At 46.2% G+C, this 17,324-nt stretch carries 14 protein-coding genes; 7 read left to right on the top strand and 7 right to left on the bottom strand.

Going from position 1 to position 17,324, the window contains the following annotated elements:
* The first annotated feature begins 188 nt into the window (after positions 1-188).
* From AAGC78_RS07390 to AAGC78_RS07365, 6 genes are all read left to right on the top strand, one after another.
* Entirely contained in the window at positions 189-1,409 is a 1,221-nt protein-coding gene (locus AAGC78_RS07390) for an acetate/propionate family kinase (RefSeq protein WP_435783420.1), read from the top strand.
* Entirely contained in the window at positions 1,390-3,786 is a 2,397-nt protein-coding gene (locus AAGC78_RS07385) for a phosphoketolase family protein (protein ID WP_435783419.1), read from the top strand. Before AAGC78_RS07390 ends, AAGC78_RS07385 begins: the two co-directional genes overlap by 20 nt.
* Before the next feature lie 59 nt (positions 3,787-3,845).
* Positions 3,846-4,280: a DUF1579 family protein gene (locus AAGC78_RS07380; RefSeq protein ID WP_435783418.1), complete on the top strand. Its 435-nt coding sequence runs from the start codon at positions 3,846-3,848 to the stop codon at positions 4,278-4,280.
* Between the two features lie 87 nt (positions 4,281-4,367).
* Positions 4,368-4,670 (top strand): hypothetical protein, encoded by a 303-nt coding sequence (locus AAGC78_RS07375; RefSeq protein ID WP_435783417.1) that lies wholly within the window; start codon positions 4,368-4,370, stop codon positions 4,668-4,670.
* A gap of 86 nt (positions 4,671-4,756) precedes the next feature.
* Complete coding sequence (locus AAGC78_RS07370; RefSeq protein ID WP_435783416.1) at positions 4,757-5,176, top strand: group II truncated hemoglobin; 420 nt, start codon at positions 4,757-4,759, stop codon at positions 5,174-5,176.
* 104 nt (positions 5,177-5,280) lie between these two features.
* Positions 5,281-6,690 (top strand): DHA2 family efflux MFS transporter permease subunit, encoded by a 1,410-nt coding sequence (locus AAGC78_RS07365; RefSeq protein ID WP_435783415.1) that lies wholly within the window; start codon positions 5,281-5,283, stop codon positions 6,688-6,690.
* A gap of 245 nt (positions 6,691-6,935) precedes the next feature.
* Here the strand turns inward: AAGC78_RS07365 and AAGC78_RS07360 are convergent, their stop codons facing one another.
* A complete protein-coding gene (locus AAGC78_RS07360; RefSeq protein ID WP_435783414.1) occupies positions 6,936-9,890 on the bottom strand; it encodes a di-heme oxidoredictase family protein in 2,955 nt (984 codons plus the stop codon).
* A 756-nt stretch (positions 9,891-10,646) separates the two neighbouring features.
* Complete coding sequence (locus tag AAGC78_RS07355; RefSeq protein ID WP_435783413.1) at positions 10,647-11,096, bottom strand: MarR family winged helix-turn-helix transcriptional regulator; 450 nt, start codon at positions 11,094-11,096, stop codon at positions 10,647-10,649.
* 130 nt (positions 11,097-11,226) lie between these two features.
* Here AAGC78_RS07355 and AAGC78_RS07350 point away from each other — a divergent pair, with 130 nt between their 5' ends.
* Positions 11,227-11,631: a nuclear transport factor 2 family protein gene (locus AAGC78_RS07350; RefSeq protein ID WP_435783412.1), complete on the top strand. Its 405-nt coding sequence runs from the start codon at positions 11,227-11,229 to the stop codon at positions 11,629-11,631.
* Between the two features lies 1 nt (position 11,632).
* On the opposite strand, the gene AAGC78_RS07345 is transcribed toward AAGC78_RS07350, so the two are convergent.
* The 5 genes from AAGC78_RS07345 to AAGC78_RS07325 all read right to left on the bottom strand — a co-directional run bounded on the left by AAGC78_RS07345 (position 11,633) and on the right by AAGC78_RS07325 (position 17,162).
* Positions 11,633-11,899: a hypothetical protein gene (locus AAGC78_RS07345; RefSeq protein ID WP_435783411.1), complete on the bottom strand. Its 267-nt coding sequence runs from the start codon at positions 11,897-11,899 to the stop codon at positions 11,633-11,635.
* 253 nt (positions 11,900-12,152) lie between these two features.
* A complete protein-coding gene (locus tag AAGC78_RS07340; RefSeq protein ID WP_435783410.1) occupies positions 12,153-12,857 on the bottom strand; it encodes a cysteine hydrolase family protein in 705 nt (234 codons plus the stop codon).
* A complete protein-coding gene (locus AAGC78_RS07335) occupies positions 12,854-13,912 on the bottom strand; it encodes a putative urea ABC transporter substrate-binding protein (RefSeq protein ID WP_435783409.1) in 1,059 nt (352 codons plus the stop codon). Before AAGC78_RS07335 ends, AAGC78_RS07340 begins: the two co-directional genes overlap by 4 nt.
* A gap of 103 nt (positions 13,913-14,015) precedes the next feature.
* The gene (locus tag AAGC78_RS07330) at positions 14,016-14,927 is read right to left on the bottom strand and encodes a LysR family transcriptional regulator (RefSeq protein WP_435783408.1); all 912 of its coding nucleotides are present in this window, start codon (positions 14,925-14,927) and stop codon (positions 14,016-14,018) included.
* Between the two features lie 153 nt (positions 14,928-15,080).
* Positions 15,081-17,162, bottom strand: a complete 2,082-nt coding sequence (locus AAGC78_RS07325) for a TonB-dependent siderophore receptor (RefSeq protein WP_435783407.1) — start codon at positions 17,160-17,162, stop codon at positions 15,081-15,083.
* Between the last annotated feature and the right edge of the window lie 162 nt (positions 17,163-17,324).

The raw sequence follows: 17,324 nt of genomic DNA, 5'->3' as shown, positions 1-17,324 counted from the left end.
TGCCGCAAGAAGCCGCCTATTCGGTGCGTTTGCATACATTGGTTCAGAAAATGAGAAAGCGGTTCCATTATTAATGGGTAGCTAAGTTAGGTAGCTAACAAAGCGATGAAGATAACTCACTTATGATTGTCCCGGTCTCATTCGAAAAAATTCTCTCCACACCAATGATTTATCAAGAAAGGTAATGTATGGGATTAGCGAAACAGTTGATATTGGTGGTGAATGGCGGTTCCTCCAGTATTAAGTTTGCGGTGTTTGAATCCGGAAACTATTTACGCAAAATCCTGACCGGCAAGCTGGAAGGCATTGGCTCTGCCGAGGGGCAATTTTCAATCAAAGCGGAGGACAGCGACGCTTCTACCAAAACCATTGCCGCAAAAAATTATGCCGATGCCACCAACATCGTAATGGATTGGCTAAAACAATTTGGCAAGGATCATAAAATTACTGCCATCGGGCATCGCATAGTGCACGGCGGTAACAATTATTCCGAGCCGCAATTTATTGATAAAGAGGTATTGAAAGAGCTGCGCCGCTTAAGCTCACTCGATCCCGATCACTTGCCTGAAGAAATATTACTCGCAGAAACTACCGGGAGATTATTTCCAAATATTCCACAAGTTGCCTGCTTCGATACTGTTTTCCATCGCGATATGCCCACCATTGCCCAGCGCCTGCCGATTCCACGACGCTATTTCGATATGGGAATTAAACGCTACGGTTTTCACGGTTTATCCTGCCAGTATTTAATGAATACCTTAAGTGAATTAGCAGGTACCGAAGCAGCGCGCAATAAAGTGATACTCGCCCACCTCGGCAGTGGCGCCAGTGTCACTGCTGTTTACGGTGGAAAAAGTGTCGATACCAGCATGAGCCTTACGCCCTGCTCCGGCCTGCCGATGAGTTCACGTTCCGGCGATATTGATCCGGGTCTGGTATTACAACTGAAACAATTGGAAGGTATGAAAGCAAAACAATTCCACGATATGGTTAACCATGAATCGGGATTAAAAGGCATTTCCGGCTCCAGCGAAAACATTAATGAATTACTCGCGCAAGAACAGAAAGATACACACGCAGCAGAAGCAGTTGATTATTTTTGCTATCAAACCCGGAAATGGATTTGCGCGCTGGCTGGCGCCATGGGCGGAGTGGATACACTTATCTTCAGCGGTGGGATTGGAGAAAATCTCGCGGAAATTCGTGCACGCATTTGTGAAAATCTGAATTTCATCGGAGTCGCTATAGATCTGGAAAAAAACCAAACTAACAATCTTATTATCTCCTCTCCTAAAAGCCAGGTCACAGTGCGTGTCATCAAGACCGATGAAGAACTCGTCATCGCTAATAATGTTGCTACATTTTTAGATCAGCACAAAGGACTACATCATGAACGATCTCAACGCTGAACATGCTACTAATTCTGGACCACTCGCCCCTGACTTGCTACACAAGATAAATAATTACTGGAACGCAGCCAACTATTTATCGGTAGGACAAATTTACCTCTACGCCAATCCCCTGCTCAAACAGCCCCTTCAAACCGAACACATCAAACCGAGATTATTAGGCCACTGGGGGACAACCCCCGGCCTTAATTTTATTTACGTACATTTAAATCGCGTTATTAAACAATCTGATCTCAATATGATTTTTATTGCCGGACCGGGACATGGTGGGCCAGCATTAGTTGCCAACACTTATCTGGAGGGAACCTACAGCGAAATCTATCCAGATATCCCACAAAATGAATCCGGCTTGCAGCGCTTTTTCAAGCAATTCTCATTTCCCGGTGGAATCCCCAGCCATGTTGCGCCGGAAACTCCCGGTTCAATTCACGAGGGGGGCGAACTCGGTTACGCACTTTCACATGCCTACGGCGCAGCATTTGATAACCCCGATCTTATTGTGGCCTGTGTTATCGGAGATGGCGAAGCGGAAACAGGCCCCTTGGCAACCAGTTGGCACTCGAACAAATTTTTAAATCCCGCGCGCGACGGTGCGGTGCTGCCAATATTGCATCTCAACGGCTTTAAAATCGCTAGCCCGACAATATTAGCGCGCATACCTCATGCAGAACTTGAAGCACTTTTTATCGGCTATGGTTATGCACCCCACTTTGTCGAAGGCGACGATCCTTTGGTAATGCATCAGCAAATGGCAGCAACCTTAGATACAGTGATCGCGAAAATAAAACATATTCAGGATAACGCACGGAATAATAAAGATATGCAACGGCCACTATGGCCAATGATTATTTTACGCTCACCAAAAGGTTGGACTTGCCCGCAAGGTATTGACGGCAAGAAAACCGAAGGTTCATTCCGCGCACATCAAGTTCCTTTGGATGATATGAAGAACGCAGATCATATCGCGGTGCTTGAACAATGGATGCAAAGCTATAAACCACAAGAGCTATTTGACGAATCCGGAAAACTTCATCAAGAGCTTGCAGAACTTGCTCCGCAAGCTAATCGACGGATGGGAGCCAACCCCTATGCAAACGGCGGCTTGCTGCTTCAGGATTTACATCTTCCCAATACGCGCGAATATGCCGTTAAAATTTCTCAACCAGGATCTGTAGATGCTGAGTCTACAAAAATAATGGGCGAGTTCCTGCGCGATGTATTAAAGAAAAATAGCCAGAATAAAAACTTTCGTTTATTCAGCCCCGATGAAAACAATTCCAACCGTTGGCAGGATGCTCTCGATGCGACCGGACGAACCTGGCTTGCAGAGCACTGTGATGATGACGAGAAGTTAGACATCAACGGCCGCATTATGGAAGTGCTGAGTGAGCATCAATGCCAAGGTTGGCTTGAAGGTTATTTGCTTACTGGTCGACACGGATTTTATTCATGCTATGAAGCTTTTATCCACATTGTGGACTCCATGGTAAACCAGCATGCAAAATGGTTGAAAACGGCAAACCACATTAGCTGGCGTAAACCAGTTGCCTCGCTTAATTATTTATTGTCATCGCATGTGTGGCGACAAGATCATAACGGCAGCAACCATCAGGACCCAGGCTTTATTGACCATGTTGTTAATAAAAAAGCAGAAGTTGTGCGCGTTTATTTACCACCAGATGCAAACACCTTGTTGTGGATTACCGAGCATTGCCTGAAGAGTTACAACAAAATTAATGTAGTGGTTTCAGGCAAACATAAAGAACCGCAATGGCTCGATATTGACGCGGCCGCTCAGCATTGCGCTGCGGGTATCGGAGTGTGGGAATGGGCAAGCAATTGCGCCAATGCTGCGCCGGATGTAGTTATCGCCAGCGCAGGCGATGTCGCCACATTGGAAGCCCTTGCTGCAGTGCAATTGCTTTGGACTCATTTTCCTGAGCTGAAAATCCGTTTCGTCAATGTAATAGATTTGATGAAGCTTCAATCTGCCGGCGAACATCCGCACGGGTTAAGCAATAACGATTTTGACCAACTATTTACCAAAGATAAACCGATCATTTTTGCTTATCACGGTTATCCGACATTAATCCACAAACTCACGTACAAACGCACCAACATCAAAAATCTGCATGTACACGGATTTAAAGAAGAAGGTACTACCACTACCCCATTCGATATGACCGTGCTCAATCAACTCGACCGATTTCATATTATGAAAAACGTCGTTGAACGAGTATCTAAACTATCAAAAAGAAAACCTTGGGTAGCAGATTTTGTTAACCGCAAACTTGCGCAGCACAAACGCTATATTGAAGAACACGGTGAGGATTTAGCGGAAATTCAACAATGGAAATGGACAGGTGAAAAACCTTAATCGCAAACCGAACTGTTCCCTGCCCATATTACCGGGGGATAGTCGTAAGGAAATTGTTTATGGCAAAAAATCGAATCGCCCATCTGGAAATATTTATCGGCACTTGGAACACAAATGGCGAAGTGCTCGCTACCAAGACTTCGCCTGCCACAAACTTAATTGCTACAGATACTTATCAATGGTTGCCAGGAAAACATTTTATTATCCACCAGGCCGATGCTCGCTTTGGTGCCTCACCCACCCGCTCCACGGAAGTAATAGGCTACGACCTAAGCAGCAAAAAAATAATTTCACGCTCCTATGATGATCAAGGAGTATCTGAAGTTTTTGATGTCGCACTTGACGGGAAAAGATGGCGCATCAAGGGAAAATCCGTTCGCTTTGATGGCAAGTTCGACGCAAAAGGTAACAAGCTAAGCGGTTTATGGGAATTAAAAGAGCCGCAAAAAGGCTGGCGCCCTTGGATAAACTTAACACTTGTACGTGCCGGATAGCTTTTAGGATTAACCAGTCTTTATTGACTCACATCAAATTAATTCAGCCTGTAACTGCTTTAATGGTGCAAACCAAAGGAGTCAGGCATGAAAGAAAGAATTTACAAAAAAATGGCGGGTACATCCGCCATTTTTATCCCCGCTGATTACGCAAGCTCCTCACCTGTTGAACGCGATGGTTTGGCTTGGACTGATGCCGAGCTGAGTATGCCGTCAAGCCCGCAATCCTTGCGTTGGCAACCACCACTGGAAAGCACTTTGGCATTGGAAGGGCTGGAGGAATATAACCCGGCAAATGACGGTGATGCCCGCTACATCAACAATCTTGGTATTGCGCTTGTTTACATCGGCAAAATTCGCGGTTGGGTAGCGCTGACTGATTACGCCTAAGTATTGGATTGACGAGTGTCACTGTATTCGGCAACGAAATCCTGCAACAATATCGCTTTATTATTTCTAGAATGCAGGCAAAGAAATTGACCGACACATCCCTTTATGGTTTTTCAGATAACTCTTTTCAGGCAGCAGGCGGTTTGGATGGAATCCGCAAGCTGGTTGATGATTTTTATCAAGCAATGGATTCACGGCAGGATGCAGCAATTATCCGTGCAATGCACAAAGAGGATCTTACTGAGTCGCGCGATAAGTTGACGTTATTTCTATCGGGCTGGTTAGGCGGGCCACGGAATTATCATGAAAAATACGGCAATATTAATATTCCCCGCAGCCACGCTCATTTGCGTATTGGCGAAAATGAGCGCGACGCATGGTTAATTTGCATGCAGAGTGCTATCGCAAAACAAAATTATTCGCCAGAATTCTCACGCTATTTAATCGAACAACTTAGCATTCCAGCGGAGCGCATTTTTGCGACTAGCCGTAAACCACTTGCTTAAATCAGTGACAATGTGACGATCTTTGGGATAGTCACATTGTCCTCCTCGTAATAAATACCCTATTATCCTTATGTCTCTTTCTTGAGTAACAGGCATTCAGGTTAATGGAAAACTCGACGGTAAAACGTTATTTGCCATGGGTAGTCGCAATCGCGCTATTCATGGAACATTTGAATGCGACCATCCTCAACACCGCTATTCCGGCGATTGCAGCCAGTCTTGATGTCACGCCCTTAAGCCTCAAAGCGGTCGTAACCAGTTATGTCTTAAGCCTTGCCGTTGGTATTCCCGTTAGCGGCTGGATGGCTGATCGCTTCGGCACCCGGCGCGTATTTGGTGCTGCCGTCGGTATATTTACCCTCGCCTCAATCATCTGCGGGCTTGCATGGAATGCGCCTATGCTGGTGGCTGCACGCATACTCCAAGGTATTGGAGCGGCGATGATGCTACCCGTTGGACGCCTCGCGATAGTTCGCACATTTCCCAAATCAGAATTATTAGCAGCGATGAATTTCGTCATCATTCCTGCGCTGATAGGACCATTATTGGGGCCAACAATCGGCGGACTGATTGTGCACTGGTTGCCTTGGCAGGCTATTTTTCTGGTTAATGTTCCCGTTGGATTGGTAGCGCTGTGGATGATCAAAAATCACATGCCGGATTATCGCTCCGGCAATTCTCCGCCGCTGGATATTATCGGGCTCGTGCTGTTTGGTTGTGGTATCGCGCTACTGTCCTGGGTGCTCGAAATATTTGGCGAACACTTTTTAGATGCAACCCTGGTCGGCATTTTGCTGGGTTTATCTTTTAGTTTGCTTGCTGCGTACGGCTGGCATGCACGCCACCACATTCATCCACTGCTGCAGCTGTCGCTGTTTAAAACCAGAACATTTCGCGTTGCAGTTGCCGGCGGATTTATTACGCGGCTCGGACTTGGCGGTATGCCGTTTTTATTGCCATTGTTTTATCAAATTGGCTTGGGATTTCCCGCGTGGCAATCCGGTTTGTTGATGATGCCCGCCGCTGCCGCTGCGATGTTTATGAAAGTTATTTCAATTCGCTTGCTCAAAAATTTTGGATATCGCTCGGTGCTAATTGTGAACACCTTAATGATTGGCTTCACCATTATGTTGTTTGCAACTGTCGATCAAGCCACTGCCATTTGGTGGATAGTTGCCATTAGCCTTGCACAAGGCTTTTTCAATTCACTGCAATATTCCAGCATGAATTCTATGGCCTATGCTGACGTGTCCGACGAGCAAGCCAGCATGGCCAGCACCATCGCCAGTTCGCTGCAGCAGTTATCAATCAGCTTCGGGCTGGCCTTTGCGTCCATTGTCGCTGGCTGGTATCTGGGCGATGTATCACAATCAAATCAACTTGCTGTCACTAATGCATTGCACTATGCATTTATCACACTCGGCTGCCTGACAATTATCTCCTCACTCTCCTTCTGGTCGCTGCGTAAAAATGACGGGGATAATGTGAGTCGAGGTGTTAATCAAGCTGACTAATTCCCCTAGCATCAAAAAAAAAACCTAGCCTCTATTTCCTATCATAGTTAGAAATGGAACGCGTCTTCATGAAATGCATGCATGCATGAATAATTGAATAGATTTGTTGTAAAAATGCATATAGATCCCCTATTACCATATGAGAACATAAATTAAATGAATTAGTTGGCCGTCCAGTATTTGCATCAAAGCAAATCAGAGAATCCGATTTGCTTTGATGCCCCGCCAGATTTTGCTATCAAGTGTTACAACGATTGCAGGAAAGTTAACAAGTCACGGCGATCTGTCGCCGACAGTGATGCAAATCGATCACGCGATTTTGCGCCTTCACCGCCATGCCACATAATCGCTTCAGTTAGGTTACGCGCACGGCCATCGTGCAAATAACCCACTGCGCCCTGGTTTTCCATCACCTTGGTGGTATAACCGATACCCCACAAAGGTGCCGTGCGCCACAGGTGGCCCGGAGCCATACTTTCGATAAAGTTGTCGGCCAAACCAGGCCCCATGTCATGCAGTAGAAGATCGGTGTAGGGTTTGATCGTCTGATTACGCAGCTCCTCCAATTCATGTCCGCCTCCCGTTTTCATCTCAGTGGTGTGGCAACTGGAGCAGCGTATATCTGTAAAGATTTTTGCACCGGCTGCTATCTTCACAGGATCAACATCAAGGTCAGCTAATGGCGCCACTCCTTTCGGAAAGCCACTCACCAAACTGCGTTGCGCGGGTACGGCCACAAGAGCAACATAACGATAGATTTTTTGCAGTTCATCCTCAGAAAGACCTTCATCCAGATTCCCGGTTTTGCACGTTGCCGGACCAGCCAGACACTCAAGACTTGGATAGATGGGAGAGGTCACTGACATATCCTGCAACGCTGCAGCCGCAGATTGATGGCGAAGGCTAACCTTGCCCGCCTTCCAACCGAAGCGTCCTAAACGCACATCACCAGTTTCCGGATCGAATACAAAATTCGCCAGCCCCTTCACGCCATCCTGGTCAGGCGTGCTGCGAACGCGTGCCAGAATGTCCGCTTCGGGAACAGCTTCAAGTAAACCAGTACCAATAATTGGCTGAGCTGCACGCAGGGACGTTATTTGTGGCACAGGACCATCAAAAGACAACCTGGGTTTACGCAACTCTACAACCGTGCCATCGGCAAGGTTGACGGTTTGCACATCAAAACCCGCTAGCCTTACGCTATTACCTGTGTCTTGCAGCTCGTTATTGAGCCCAAGACGGTTCATCTGCACACCCAAGCCATAACGTGAATCCGGTAACTGTTTACCATTGGTGATCATTGCTGTGCGAATTGCCATCTTGTCCAGACGTTGATTGATTGTCGCTGGTGCCGGACTACGACCGTTGTTGATATGGCAGCCAAAACAGGAAGATTGGTTAAAGGTTGGCCCTTGTAAACCTATCACGGCATCGAGGCGATCATTGCCAGGCTCGTTGTGCTCACCCGTCGTCATATTGCTATGCAGCAAGCGACGACCGTCAACGAAGCGCTGCATATTTTGAATACCAATATTGTTTTGCTGTTGTTGAAACATCAGGTGGCCATTGTCAGCATAATCATAGGAAACCGAACCAATCCCACCCTGCAATACCTCATCAGGTAGAGGCGCATTATTCAAGCGCGGTTGTATTCCGTACCACGGGCGCAAACCCACACCGACGACATAGCTTAATTCCGTTGTGTAGTAGCGATTGCCGCCAGTATCAGGCGCCATTGCCTTGGGTTTGGAGAAAAAAGACGAGGTAACTTCAACAACATCACCAACTTTCAACGGCCGTTTTTTTATGTCTGCCGTTGCGACTGGAAGGCCGGTGGTCAATTTACCGGTAGCAGGATCAAAGCTCACACTGTAGTCATAAAACTGTGTGGCATTGGGTACCTCTTGCAGGCGTGCGAGCACTCCATTGGCATCAGGAGTTAAACCCGCATGGCTGGGATAACCTTGCACTGTCGCACTGCACCCATCGTTCAACACCGTATCCGGGCGCAGTAATCTGCCGTTAGGCGGCAATGGCACCACGCGGCAGTTAGTAATCAACTCACCATCCGCATCTCGTTGTCCATATAAACTTTGGTCCGCCAGTTTGCCGGGTGACATCCATCCAAAAGCGCTAGTACCTGGCTGGGAAAAAGCACGGAAGAAGCCTCGACCACCAGGGAGCTGATCCTGCTGAAAATATTGGTTTATTCGCAAGGTTGGATCAGTCACACCGGCGACGCGACTGTTATCAATAATCTCAACACCCCAAGTACGCTTCTTGAAGTAGTTCTTCACAAAATCCAGATAGTGGCCGGGGCCCTTATCGAAAGGGTTACCTGCAGCATCAAAGGTCTCATTTCTACCGTAGCCGATTTCATTCCAGGCCTCGCCACGTTCCCGTGCGTGACGATGGCGGCCAACCACGCCAAAGCGAGTGACTAATGTGCCATCAGCTAAAGTAAATCGAGTGGATTCCAATGGTTCTTGAGTGACAGGTAATAGCGGCTTTAAACCATCGCCACTGGTTGGTGCTTCCAGTGCCGATGTGTTGAGTAAAGGAAGCTCTTGTTTAGGCCCCGATGAAGAAACGGACTGCGCAGAAGATGACGACGATGAGGTCGGTAATTCAGGCTGATCCTCCGGTGCATCCGGCCCTAATAAGCCATCATCCGACGATGCTGTACTGCTAACCGATGCTGACTGCGCACTGCTGGACAAATTACCAGAACCATTAACCACACCCAGAGTTTTAATTTCAAAAATGGAATACCCGGATTGCGATGATCGTTTGAGGCACAACACTCTTAGGTATCGGCCGGTTCCGACTATATCTATAGACTCAACGCCGCCAGCAGATCCATTTACCGCTTTCAACGTATTCCAGTTGTTTGCATTGGACGAAACTTGAATCTGGTAATTTTTCGCATAAGCACTCTGCCAGTAAAGCGTGACATTACTGAAACTAACACTCTCACCGAAATCCAGGTAAATCCATTGATCATCTGAAAAGCCGCTTCCCCATCGTGTACTCAAATTGTTATCAAGCACCTTATCCGCGCTGAGATTTCCCCTCTCAACACTCGATGCAACTGCTTTTATTGGTGTTAACACCGCGCCTGATGAGCCAGCCGCCGCACTAATTAACGTCAATGCGCCAAAGCCGAGCGCAATGCACTTCACTATTAAATATTTACGCATACTTATAAGCCCACGGTTATTTCTTGCATTTTTTATAACTAAATATATTCCGTATTTTTTGCATGCCGATCCGACTATATTTAGCGCCGTTGAAAGATCACTAGTGAACAAGATGATCCGTGAACAACCGTAGCTTACAAAATGTTCAGTCAAAAAAAATTATCGAGTATTTTCAATTAACGTTTATCGCCTCACAAAACAAAGCAGATGCGTGTCGCAAATCGACGGCGCATAAATTATTTTTATCCAATTAGAAGGAGCATGAGAATTTTTTGTACGAAGAAAAATGCACTAGCAATGAGAGTATTGATTTTAAATTGCAAACGTGTGAGATAGTGTTTTTTTATTAAAATTGCGCCAGAAAAAAATCGTTCTATATCGCCGGGTTTCTTAATAAGATCAGTTCGCCTGAATATTGACAGAAAACATTTTTCCCACTCTTTAATATTTATAAACAGAGATTATCCAATTATTGGGGCACTCAAAAAAATATTAATCAGCAACGAGCAGATAAAATTCCGTTGAGATAATTTACGAAGGTTATGCTACTCACATTGCTTATCGCGCGGCAGTAGTAATAACTTGAGGCGTGTTTGAGGTGATTACCTTATATCTCAAATGATCATATTAAATAAAATGTTATTTTTCTTAACCAAAACAAATCAAACATAAAAATTAGCGTTTTTGCCATATTGAGAAAGGTTAAAATTTCAATGTAGGGCATGAAAAAATTAATACGCTATTAGCCTTTCTTACCTACTCCGCGCTTGCACCTGCGATTTGATCAAGATTGCTGATCAGCCGTGTAAGCAGATGAGTCAGTTGCTTTTTTTCTGCATCCGTAAATCCGCTCATCGCTTCATTGTTTCCCTGAAACAACATCGCCATTGCTTCTGGCATGCGTTCCTGCGCCGTTTGTGTCAGCACTATGTGACTGCTGCGACCATCGGCCGGATCGCGTGTTCGCTCGATCAAACCATCGCGCTCCATACGCGTAAGCATCTGCGCCATTGGCGGTTGTTCAACCTTGGCGAAGCGCGCCAGATCGCGCTGGGTATTCGCATGCCCCTCCTGCAATGCCACCAACACCGGCAAGTGGCCAACGCCAAATCCAAGTGGCTTCAGACGCGACTCACTCAGGCGCGCGAAACCCCGTGCGGCAATGCTTATCAGATGCCCCGGCGTAGAAAGTACGTTATCAACCATTTCTTTTATTTCTCCTGGATTCACTTGTTTGACAAATATACATATGCACATATATATTTGCACAACATCAAAATACATATGTGCATATATACCAAAACTCAGAGCAATAAACGACAACTTAATGGAGCAAATGCTTCATTCAATTCATATCGGAGATGTAACTATGTCGGACAACAAAGTTCGGATCATCAAAGCGATTTATGAGTGCTTCAACGCGCGTGATATTGACGGCGTGCTCGCAGCACTCGCCGATGATGTGGCTTGGGCAAATGGCATGGACGGTGGCCATGTACACGGACATGATGGCGTACGTGAATATTGGACACGCCAGTGGGCGATGGTTAATCCACATGTTGCGCCCGTAGCATTTCGGCAGGTAGACGAGGTTATTTCGGTTGAAGTGATCCAGACAGTATTTGATCTCAATGGCCAGCCGTTAAGCGGGCAAACTCACGGTTTAAAAGACAAAACCGTAACGCACATTTTTCGTATGGACGGCGATAAAATTACTCGCTTCGATATTGGTGAGGCGTAAATTATTTTGTGAGATGTCGATCTAACAGATAACCAATGACCCCGCCAACGGCGATGGGCACCAGTGCATAAATTGGAATAAATATAAGACCAATCGCTGCTTGAGCATCTGAGGACAGGTCATACATGCCATGCACTAATGCCAGAGGCACAAAACCAAATAGCACGGGAGCAATCGCCGATAGTTTGTGTTTGTATAAAAAAGTGCAGAACAAAATTGCGCCCCACGCAATTGCGTTAAATGAGCCGAAGAATAAAAAACTGGACATGCCGCCGCTAGTGTATTGGTTCAACCAACTTGAACCTCCGGGTATTCTCGCAAAATAAGGAAGCAAGATACCAAAGATCACAATTGCGATACGTATTTTTAGCATTTTTATTAAGTCTCAGCAGCGAATGAATACTGGCATAGATAAAGTCCAATACTAACGTTTAAAAGTAAAAGACTTATAGGTAACGCATAAAAAAAGCGACCATCGGTCGCTTTTTCTGGTGAACGTTTTATTAATCGCGCGATTCAAGTTAATCAGGGAATTTTCTTTCTATTTCACCAATCAGTTCATCGCTATCGCAATAAGCACCAAAGATTCCGCCTTCGCGTTCGATGCTGGCAAGAACACCCAGATGAAGCTGCTCGGTTGCAGCGCCACAACAATCTTGTAGCAACACACAATCGAATCCTCGGTCATTCGCATCACGCATTGTTGAAGATACACAAACATCTGTAGTCACACCCAGTAACACAATGTGTTTGATGCGTTTTACACGCAAGATATGTTCGAGATCAGTTGCATAAAATGCGCTGTTTCCGGGCTTATCGACAACAATTTCACCTTTGGCCGGTGCGAATCCTTCAAAAAAATCGCACCCGGCTTCACCGCGAACCAATAACCGCCCCAAAGGCCCTTGGGAACCTACAGGTGATTGTTGGCGCTCGGCTTTTAAACGTTTGTTATCGTGCAGATCAACCAGTTCAGGACGATGGCTTTCACGGGTGTGGATAATCAATACATCGTGCTGCCTGATATTCGCCAGAAATTTTTTCGCAGGTTCAATGGCATTCACCAAGTGACTGGTACTCTCGCCCAGCGCGCCGAAATAACCTTGCGGATCAAGAAAATCCCGCTGCATATCGATAACAATTACGGCGGTACTTTCCAGTTGCCAATGACCTTGTAGCGGCCAAGCATAGGGTTTGGATTGCGCTAATGAATTGATAAAACTCATTGCGCAACTCCTTTTAGCCATTCTTGCGGAAAACGTAAATTTACATTTTTGCTATTTCCAATCACTGCACCATCACCCGCTTGAATACCAATATATTCAGCACTGGGTGCACTTTCGCCTAACAATCCGTGAGAAAAAGCAAACTCACTGATTTGCTGCATCTTGGTTTTAAATGCAGCAGATGTAATGTACTCAACGCCGGTTGTTGGTGTGAAAAATTCAATCGTCGATAACTGGGATTTGAGATCAGCATCCGTAGTATTCAGCTGCTCAGCCATGTATTCAATAAATTGTTTATGGTTAGCATGAGTCGGAGAAAGCATAGCAACAGTTTCAAACCAGGCTCCTGCTATTGCCTTACCAAGATTGGGTTCTTTTTTTAAAGTTGCGGTTTTTACAATTAAACCGTCAACAATTTCACCGCGAATATTGGAGGAATCAAATACTAATGAAGTATCAGGATATTGCTTGAGTATCTCACTCAATTGCGGTTTCCAAGTGGCGACGACTTGCGCCGATTTATCACTGAAGATCGCACCAATATCACTATCGGATGTGTTCACAACTTTTACATCTTTTTCGCTTAGCCCGGCAGTTTCAAGCGCGCGCACTAACATGTAATGGGAACCCGATAATTCCACCAGATTGATGGATTTACCTTTCAGGTCTGCAACTGTTTTACCTTTGCCGCGAATGATAATGCCATCGCTGCCAACCGATGTACTGAGCGGAATAACAACACTGGTATCAATACCTGAACTCGCCGGGATAGTCAGAGCATCAAGGGTAATCGCAACGGTTCCGGCAAACTGGCCTGCTGAAAATTGCGTTTGCGCCTCCATGTAATCATTCAGTTGCACGGCTTCCAGATTGATCCCGTATTTGTCGCCCCATTTTTTTAATATCCCATGATCCTGCGCGTAACCTAATGGCATGGTACCCGCGTAAATAGTCCAGGCGATTTTATAAGTTTCTTTTGCAGTGCTCTGGCCGGAATAGATCACACATGCCAGAAATAACGAAACAAGACGGGCACCTTTGGAAAATCTGAGCATATCGATACCTTCGGAAGATGGGTTTGATGAAGACTCAGCATAAGCAAGGGAAGCCATGGGAAAAATGACTATTTGAGCAAGCTCACGTGCAAAAAATGCATGTTTAAATAGCCTTGATGATCTTCAATGCGGTAGAAATAATTTTCCGGGAATTTTCTTCACCCTGTCGATGCGCAAGTTCGATAGTTGAAGCACGGCTGATTGAATCAGCCAGTATCGGCACAAGCCGACCGGAATCGACATAGCGCTGCGCGTAATGTGCGGGCAGAAAACCAACAAACTGCCCCGACAACAACATAAAAGCGATTGCCTCAAGGTTGGAGGTAAAACTTAATTCACCCAACACCTGGAAACCAGCATCCTGTATATCGGTCTCATTGAAGAAAGTTCTTGCAGCAAACTTTTGTGATTTGAGGGAATTTACTATGTCCGCCTGCGGCGCCCCCGCAGTAACTAGTTGGCCGACGGGGTTGTCGGGCGAACAATACAGAAAATCGCGCTCCTGATACAAGGAGGTGTAGAAAATGGAATCGTGCCGGTTTTCAAAGATGCCGAGAGCAATATCAATACGTTTATCCAGCAGATACTTTTCCAGATCGTAGGGATTTTTCACTATTACATCGATGTGAATCTGGCCGTGAAAATGATTGGAAATCTGGCCAATCGCGCGATCCAACGAGCAGTTAGTGTCCGTAATCAGATTATCAATAATACCGATAACCAAGCGCCCCACTCCTTTTCCGCCCATACGCTCAATGCGATGTTCAAACGTGCGGAAAGATGAAAATAATTTGATCGTTTCATCGACCAATACTTCGCCTTCCTGGGTCAAACGAAACCCTTGTCGCCCTCGCTCGCACAGCTTTAATCCGAGCCGGGTTTCCAGCGAACCAATCGCGCGGCTAATCGTCGATGCGTCTTTATTCAGTATTGCCTGGGCATTGGCAATACCGTTGGCGTCGACAACAGCGAGGAAGATTTGCAGATCTTTGATGTATGCGGCATCGAGATTCATAGGGAAATTGGCCAACCCTTAACTGTTTGATAGTAGAACTATGGTTTTGATAATAGAACCATCTTACAGAAAGTTAAGACCTGGTAAATAAAAACAAGGCACTGCAGGTTTTCCTGTCAGTGCCTTATTTATTGCGAATCAACTATCGATTAATTAATAACGCCAGGTAATCGAACCGGTGACATTGCGAGGAGCACCGTAATTGGCTTGACCCCATTGCGGGCTCAACAGATATTTCTCATCGCCAATATTATTCAGGTTCAGCGCCAGCGTCAGGTTGTTCGTCAATTCATAACGGGCGAAGAGGTCTACCAGTGCAAAACTCCCTTGCACACGGGTATCGCCGAAATAAAGTTCACTCTGCCAATTAACACCTGCGCCAACACGCAGGCCAGGCACTGATGACAGTGCATATGCACTGGCCAGCTTTAATTGGTGCTTTGGAATAAAACGACGGGTATCGTTGCCGTTATCATCTTCAACATCAACTTGAGTGTAACCAGCACTGAGATTAAGGCCGGTAAATACTTCACCTGCGAGTTCAACCTCAAAACCTTTACTGTCAAATCCAACACCGCGATAAATATTCAAACCGGATTCAGTATCGCGCGTCACCCACTCACCAAAATTTTCCTGACTGGATTCAAACGCCGACAGGGTGAGAACAGCCTTACCGGCAAAAACTTCCTGCTTAATCCCCACCTCTGAACTCTCACCGCGCACAGCGCCCAATGGCAATAAGTCGGCATCAACCCACGTCTGGGCGCTGAACACTTCGCTATAACTGGTATAGAGCACTGTGCCCGGAAGAACTTCATAGGTGATGCCGGCATAGGGAACGGTTTCTTTGTCTGATGCAGCCTGCGGTGCACCGTAACTGATACCGTCTTGTTCGATATCCACTGTGCGTGCGCCCAGCAAAAGCGAAAGTTCATCGGTGAGCTTCAAACGGGTTGATAAATAAAAAGAGTCTTGCTTCTGGTCTATGTCGGTTGACTGGGTCGCAGCATCGTAAACATCAAATTCCGGCAGCGGTGTTTTTCCATCTGCCCAAGCTGCACCGATAGGATTGTAGTTCCATTCATCGGTATAAATGGAGCGGCCGGTCAGCTTGATATCGGCGGTATTAAAACCGGCGACCAACTCATGCTCCTGTCCCCATAAGGAAAAAGATCCGCTGATAAACAAGTCAACAATGTCCTCCTGATCATCCGCTTGATAGAGACTCGCGTGCGCCCCCAACCCTTCTTCGGTAATTGGATCAGGTGCGCCCGCCAGATACAGCGAAGTCCACTCACTTTCCAAATCGTTGCGCGTGAAAATGGCTTTTGCCATCCAGTGTTCACCCAAATCCTGTTCCAATTCAACGAAGGTGCGAGTTTGCTTCACATCTTGATAAGCCCAGCCAGGTGCAGTGTTGGTAGACACATCGTAATCAGTCAATGAACCATCGCTATAAAACAACGGTAAAGCACCGGATGAATTCCCATCGCTATGGCTGTCGTTGATGCTGTGCCCCAAGGTTGCACGCGTAGAGTCGGTAATCTCGGCACTGACAATGCCGTAGAAAACAGTCAATTCCTTGCCATAACGATCCAGATAAGAATCACCATCTTGTTTAGCAACAACCAAACGCCCGCTGAGTTTGTCGGCAATAATCGGCCCGGAAATATCGCCATCCACCCGATATTGATTCCAACTACCAGCCGACGCTGCAGCTGATGCTTGCAATTCTTCGGTGGGGCGTTTGCGCAAATAGTTGATAGTCGCCGATGGATTGGCGAGACCGGTGATCAAACCGGTCGCACCTTTTACCACTTCTACTTGTTCGTAAATTGCAGTGTCGTCATGGCCTTGGGTTAAACCGTAAGAAAATGGCGCACCCACACCATCGTATTGAAAGTTCACAATATCGAAGCCGCGTGCGGTGTAATAAGTGCGGCCAGTTTCCACCTGCTCCACCGTAACGCCGGGAACATAAGCCAACAGTGAATTTATTTCCCGCAGGGAAAAATCTTCGATCTGGTCACGGGAAACCACTGACACTACCTGCGGTGTTTCCAATAATGTCAGGTTCAACTTGGTTGCGGTTTTGGTTTCATTCACCTCGCCATAAACGTAAACCGTTTCAACTTCGCTTTTACCTGTTCCAGCGGAATTTTGAGCAAAGGCATTAGTGCCAGAAATAACAGCTGCAATCGACAAAGCCAACGCACTGCGAGCTAGAGAACGCATAAAAACTCCCAAATAGTCCTTTTCCAGATCGGGATGACCCGGAAATAGAGGTGAACATCTAATTGGGCGCAATCTTAAATAATTAACAAATGGGAATCAATATCATATAAATGATCGAAGTAAGGTAGAGAAAGTTAAGCGCAGGTCATGAGGCAATATTGC

This window comes from Cellvibrio sp. (assembly GCF_039207905.1).
Classification (GTDB): domain Bacteria; phylum Pseudomonadota; class Gammaproteobacteria; order Pseudomonadales; family Cellvibrionaceae; genus Cellvibrio.
The sequence above is the reverse complement of the archived record's forward strand: the minus strand, read 5'-3'. Positions and strand labels throughout refer to the sequence as shown.